This window comes from Coriobacteriia bacterium (genome assembly GCA_014859305.1).
Classification (GTDB): Bacteria; Actinomycetota; Coriobacteriia; order Anaerosomatales; family Kmv31; genus Kmv31.
This window is the reverse complement of record JACUUM010000063.1, coordinates 1-5,792: the sequence shown is the minus strand read 5'-3', so window position 1 is coordinate 5,792 and position 5,792 is coordinate 1. Positions and strand designations below refer to the sequence as shown.

Annotated in this window: 5 protein-coding genes; all 5 read right to left on the bottom strand. The window is 71.0% G+C overall.

What is annotated here, in order from left to right; all coding sequences use genetic code 11:
• A partial coding sequence (gene galU, locus IBX62_09900; GenBank protein MBE0477398.1) for a UTP--glucose-1-phosphate uridylyltransferase GalU occupies nt 1-780 on the bottom strand: 780 nt, incomplete at its 3' end.
• Nucleotides 777-1,904, bottom strand: coding sequence for a UDP-N-acetylglucosamine 2-epimerase (non-hydrolyzing) (gene wecB / locus IBX62_09895; protein ID MBE0477397.1), 1,128 nt, complete (start codon nt 1,902-1,904; stop codon nt 777-779). The genes wecB and galU, both read right to left, overlap by 4 nt.
• 55 nt (nt 1,905-1,959) lie before the next feature.
• Complete coding sequence (gene hemL / locus IBX62_09890) at nt 1,960-3,240, bottom strand: glutamate-1-semialdehyde 2,1-aminomutase (protein ID MBE0477396.1); 1,281 nt, start codon at nt 3,238-3,240, stop codon at nt 1,960-1,962.
• A gap of 228 nt (nt 3,241-3,468) precedes the next feature.
• Nucleotides 3,469-5,142 carry a hypothetical protein gene (locus IBX62_09885; GenBank protein ID MBE0477395.1) on the bottom strand — a complete coding sequence of 558 codons (1,674 nt, stop codon included), beginning with the start codon at nt 5,140-5,142 and terminating at the stop codon, nt 3,469-3,471.
• 6 nt (nt 5,143-5,148) lie between these two features.
• Nucleotides 5,149-5,760: an Lrp/AsnC family transcriptional regulator gene (locus IBX62_09880; GenBank protein MBE0477394.1), complete on the bottom strand. Its 612-nt coding sequence runs from the start codon at nt 5,758-5,760 to the stop codon at nt 5,149-5,151.
• Nucleotides 5,761-5,792 lie beyond the last annotated feature (32 nt).

Below are 5,792 nucleotides of genomic sequence, written 5' to 3'. Positions count from 1 at the left end.
GGCCTCCAGCCACGACAGCACGTTGCCGGTGTCGTAGCCGGCGCACTCGGTGACCACCGCGTAGAGGTCCTCGCTTCGCAGCAGCTCGCGCAACGCGTCGGTGAGCTGTATCTCGTCGCCGCGGCCGGGCTCGATCTTCGGCAGGATGTCCATCACCGCCGGGGTGAGGAGATAGCGGCCGAAGATCGCCATGTTCGACGGGGCCTGGTTCACCGGCGGCTTCTCCACCAGGTCGGTGACCTTCCAGACACCCGGCTCGATCTCCTTGCCGCCGATGACGCCGTAACGCGAGACGTACTGCTGCTCGACCGGCGTGACGGTGAACACCGAGGCGCCGTAGCGCTCGTGGACCTGCTTCAGGCGGCCGAGGCAGTCGTTGTCGGGCACGAGCACGTCACCGAGCAGCACGAAGAACGGCTCGTCGCCCGAGACGAAGCTGGCCCCCGTGAGCACGGCGTGCCCCAGGCCGCGAGGCCGCTTCTGCCGCACGTAGAAGACGTCGGCGAGCTCGGAGACCCTGCGAACGTCGCGCAGCCGCTCGGTGTTGCCGGAGCGCTCGAGCAGCTCCTCGAGCTCGACGCTGCGGTCGAAGTGGTCCTCGATGGCGCGCTTGCCGCGCCCCGTCACCATGAGGATCTCGCGCGCGCCGCCGGCGACGGCCTCCTCGACCACGTACTGGATGACCGGCTTGTCCACCACGGGCAGCATCTCCTTGGGCTGCGCCTTGGTGACCGGCAGGAACCGCGTGCCCAGACCCGCGGCCGGGATGATGGCTTTCATGTGGTCTCCTCCCGATGAGTGGCCCCGCTCTCGTCCTGACAAGCGTCCCACGGCAACACGCCGCCCGCCAGGGCCTCGACGACGCGCCCCGACACCTCGCCGTCCCAGCACTCCGGCCGCGGCCAGTCCCGCGCCGAGGAGAGAGCGTCGGCGAGCGCCGCGAGTATCGCCGCCCGCTCAGCGGCCGCCAGCCTGTTGGCTCCCACCTCGAGCGTGACCGTCCTCTCCGTGTTCCGCCGCACGGTGACGCACGGCGTGCGCAGCATGCACGCCTCCTCCTGTACCCCTCCCGAATCTGTGACCGCCGCCGCCGCGTCGCTCTCGAGCGAGAGCATGTCGAGGTAGCCGACGGGGTCGGTGAGCCGGATGTTCGGCGTCCGCTCGCCCGCGCCGAGCGCCGCGAGGGCGGGTCGCGTGCGCGGGTGCACGGGCAGGAGCACCGGCATCGGCGCCTCGGCGAACGCGGCGACGACGTGCGAGAGCCGTTCCGGGTGGTCGGTGTTCTCGGGCCGGTGCACGGTGGCGAGCACGTACTCGCCGGGCTCCAGGCCGTACCGCCGGCACGTCTCGCGCTCCCGCGCGTCGTCGACATGCCGCAACAGCGATTCGGCCATCACGTTGCCGACGAGATGCACGCGTTCGGGCTGGATCCCCTCGTTGCTCAGGTTCTCGCACGCCGCGGCCGTGGGCGCGAGCAGCATGGCCGAGAGCTGGTCCGTGACCAGCCGGTTGACCTCTTCGGGCATCAGCATGTCGAAGGAGCGCAGGCCCGCCTCCAGGTGCACCACGGGGATGTGCATCTTGGACGCGGCCAGCGCGGCGGCGAGAGTGGAGTTGACGTCGCCCACGACGAGGACCACGTCGGGACGTTCCCGCTCGAACAGCTCCTCCAGGCGCATCATCGCGTGACCCGTCTGCACCGCGTGCGTGCCCGAGCCCACCTCCAGCGACCAGCGCGGTTCGGGGATGCTCAGGTCGGTGAAGAAGACGTCCGACATCGCCGCGTCGTAGTGCTGCCCGGTGTGCACCAGGTCGGCCTCGTGTCCCGCGGCGCGCAGCGCCGGTACCAGCGGCCCGACCTTGATGAAGTTCGGTCTCGCGCCGACTATGACGAAGAGTCGCATGTCCGTCCTCTCGGGGCGGCAGCGCCCCGGCTCGCCCGCCCTGAGGCTCGCTTCGCTACAGATCCCCGAGGACCTCCGCGGCCGCCTCGGCGAAGCGGTCGAGCTCCTCGTCGGTGTGCGCAAGCCCTACGAACGTGGCCTCGAACTGGCTCGGCGCCAGGGTGAACCCGCGCTCCAGCATCCCGCGGAAGTACGCCGCGTAGCGCTCGGTGTCGCAAGTCGCCGCCGAGCTCCAGTCCACGACCTCCTCGTCCGTGAAGAACATGCACGCCATCGAACCGACGCGGGTCAGGTGCGCGGGGATGCCGGCGCCCTTCACGGCCGCTCGCAGCCCCGCCTCCAGCCGCGCGCCCTTGCGCTCGAGCTCCTCGTAGACGCCGGGGCGGCGCAGCGCCTCTACGGTCGCCAGTCCGGCCACCATCGCCACCGGATTGCCCGACAGCGTCCCCGCCTGGTAGACCGGGCCGTCCGGCGCGAGCCTGTCCATGATCTCGGCTCGCCCGCCGAAGGCGCCGACGGGGAAGCCGCCGCCGATCACCTTGCCCAGTGTGGTGAGGTCCGGCGTCACGCCGAAGCGCTCCTGCGCGCCGCCGAGCGCCACGCGGAAGCCCGTGATGACCTCGTCGAAGATCAGCAGGCAGCCGTGCTCGTCGCAGAGCCCCCGCAGCCCCTCCAGGTAGCCCTCGCGCGGCGGGACGACGCCCATGTTGCCCGCCACCGGCTCCAGGATGATCGCCGCGACCTGCTCGGGCGCGGCCTCCAGCGCCTCGCGCACGGCCCCGAGGTCGTTGTAGGGCAACACGATCGTGTCGGCTGCCGCGCCCTTCGTGACGCCCGGCGTCGATGGAATGCCCAGCGTCGCCAGCCCGCTGCCCGCCGCCACCAGCAGCGCGTCGGAGTGCCCGTGGTAGTTGCCCTGGAACTTGATGAACTTCTCGCGCCCGGTGTACCCGCGCGCGAGGCGGATGGCGCTCATCGTGGCCTCGGTGCCCGAGGACACCATCCGCACCTTCTCCACGGAGGGCACGGCCGCCGCCACCGCCTCTGCGAGCGCGACCTCCTCGCACGTCGGCGCGCCGAAGGACGTCCCGCGCTCGAGCTGATCGCGCACCGCGTCGAGCACGTCATCCGGCGCATGCCCGAGGATCATCGGCCCCCACGAGGCCACGAAGTCCACGTACTCGCGCCCGTCGATGTCCCACACGCTGCTGCCCTTGGCCCGCTCGTAGAACAGCGGCTCCGCGCCCACGCTCAGGAACGCCCTGACCGGCGAGTTCACGCCACCGGGGATGCACCCCTTGGCCCGCCGGAAGTACTCCGATGACCTGCTCGTCATGTGCTCGACACGCCTCTCCGTAGACGTCGCGTAGAAGCCCACCGGCCCACCCGGGCCCCCGCCCGAGGCCAACCGCTTGATGATACCGCAAGCGTGGCGCTCGGCGAGGACACGCCGCGTGCCTCGACAGGGGGCTCGGACCTCCTCCGAGAAGTAGCGCATGGAGGTCGTCTCAGCCCCTGGACGGCACAGCGAGCGCAGCCGTGCCAGGCGGAGCGCGCTCGCCCGCTACTCGAGCTGCGCGCTCCCGATCGCGTGCCCGTCCGGTCCGAGACGCTCGGTGCGCTCGACCTCCATGTCCTCGTTCACGCGGAACAGGACGGCTCCGGTGGCCCCGCTGCGCTTCATGATCGCGGCGGCGCCGGCTGCGTCCTTGTAGCGCGCCAGATTCCGCCCCGCGTAGTACACCGTCGAGCTGCCCATGTAGAACTTCCGCGGCGCTTCCACGAACACGGGCTCGTCCGGGTCGACGCCCGTCTGCGCGATGGCCGTGCCGACCTTCACCGCACCCCACGTCACCGTGAAGTCCCTCTTGATCGCTTCAGGGAGCACCGTGTGCACGGCGACGGCCAGCACGAGCGCGGCCGCGGCGAGCGCCCCGAGACGGTTGCGGGACCGCGCGCCCCACGACCCCAGCTCCGCGGCCAGCGCCCCCACGAGCAAGCCGAGGGGGACCGCCCATTTCAGCAGGCCGAAGTCGTGGATGACCGTGTGACTGAAGAGAGCCAGGAGGTGGAGCGCCGCGGGCAGCGCCGTGAGCGCCAGCGCGACGCCCAGCGGCCGGGGGAACGTGGCCCGCAGGCGCCGGCGAAACCCTCCCGGGGTCGAGGTCATCCCGACGAGCCACGAGGCCGCCAGCGCGGCCAGGGCGACCAGCCCCGGACCGTACCCCTGCTTGACCCACTTGAGGAGGTGGGACCAGCTAGGCCAGGAGGTCAGTGAGTGGTGCACCGCACCGCCGAAGGTCACCCTCATCTCAGCCTTCCCCCTGATGGCCTCCACGAACGCCTTGAAGCCGGCGACGCTGGAGTACTGCAGGGTCATCAGGCCGAGGGCCGCGGCGACGGCCGCCGCGGACACGGCGAACGCCAAGAGCGACCTTCGGTCGCGGCGGAGGAGCGCGACGACCCCGACCGAGGCGGCGAACATGATCCCGAGCCATTCGGTGTAGGCGAGCGCGAAGGAGGCGGCGGCGAACGCGGGGACCAGCCACCGGGGACGGAGCTCGTCGGTCAGGAGTCTCACGCCGAGGTACGTGCAAGCGATCAGCAGCGGCGTCTCCAGCGCGGCGCTCTCATACGCGTTGGAGAAATACCAAAGCGGGCCGGGCGACACCAGCATCACTGCCGCGGCGAACGCTCCCGCACTGGAGGCGTGTGCCTCGCCGCGTGAGAGAAGGACGCGCCGCGTCAGCATGAACAGCAGCATGGCGGTGACGAGGTGCAGACCCAACGCGAAGATTCGCAGGCTCAGGATGCCGAGCGGAGCGTTCACCGCCTTGAGGAGCAAGAACGGCAGCAAGGGGAAGAGCGGCGGGAACGACACATAGTAGTAGACGCCCTCATCGTCCGGCAGGTAACCGACGTCCCGGATGTACCGGTCGCCGGGATGCACGTCGGTGGTCCGCATCATGAAGCGCGTCTCGAGCAGGCCGACCTCGTCCCAGATACGCATGTGCCGCAGGGTCCGGGCGGCGCCCTCGGCATGCCGCGTCCAAGAGGCGGGGCGGTCGAGCAGCGGGATGCGGACGTTCAGGGTGTAGGCGTACGTGAGCAGGACCGTGGCCACCGCGACCAGCAGGATCGCGAGCCGCGCTCGACGTCCGTGAGCAGGCGCGCTGCTCCCCTCCACGACCGACGGCGCCTCGGCTGCGTCGTCCGCGACCGGCCGGGGATCGCCCATCCCCGCCTAGCCCTCCTCGGCGAAGTAGCGCATCGAGGTCTTCTTGAACTCGCGCACCGAGTACAGCAGCCTCGGCGCGGGCAGGCCGACCGCCTCGCGGACGCGCTCTGCGACCTGCTCGCACTCCTCGCGGCTTCGGCCGTGGATCATCGTGTAGAGGTCGTGCGGCCAGGGCGGCACGCGCGGCCGCTGGTAGCAGTGGCTGACCTCCTTGAACGACGCCATGATCCGCCCCGCCTCCTCGATGCGCTCCTCGGGGCAGTCCCACACGCCCATCGCGTTGGCGGTGAAGCCGGTCTCGTGGTGCCTGATCGCCGCTCCGAACCTGCGGATCACCCCCGAGGACACCCACTCCGCCGTGCGCTCGACGACCCAGTCCTCGTCCACCGCGACCCCGCCGTCGGCCAGCCGATCCGCGACGTCTGCGAAGGGGTGCGCCCCGGAGGAGAGGTCCTCCTGGAGCACGCGGATGAGGGCGCGCTCCTCGGCCGTCGGCTCGATCGCCTCGACCTCCGCTGGCACCGAGACCGGCGGCGCCTCGCCACGCGCCTCACGCCGGCCTGCGAGGTCGAAGTCCACGCGGATCTTGAACAGGCGGATGGCGGGCAGGTCCAGCATGTCCTCTACCCCGGTGCTGTCGGAGATCTCCT

Bases quoted from the DNA above. Each gene is read 5' to 3' on its own strand.
- IBX62_09880 (MBE0477394.1), bottom strand. From the start codon at position 5,760: ATGCTGGACCTGCCCGCCATCCGCCTGTTCAAGATCCGCGTGGACTTC.
- hemL (MBE0477396.1), bottom strand. From the start codon at position 3,240: ATGACGAGCAGGTCATCGGAGTACTTCCGGCGGGCCAAGGGGTGCATC.
- wecB (MBE0477397.1), bottom strand. From the start codon at position 1,904: ATGCGACTCTTCGTCATAGTCGGCGCGAGACCGAACTTCATCAAGGTC.
- IBX62_09885 (MBE0477395.1), bottom strand. From the start codon at position 5,142: ATGGGCGATCCCCGGCCGGTCGCGGACGACGCAGCCGAGGCGCCGTCG.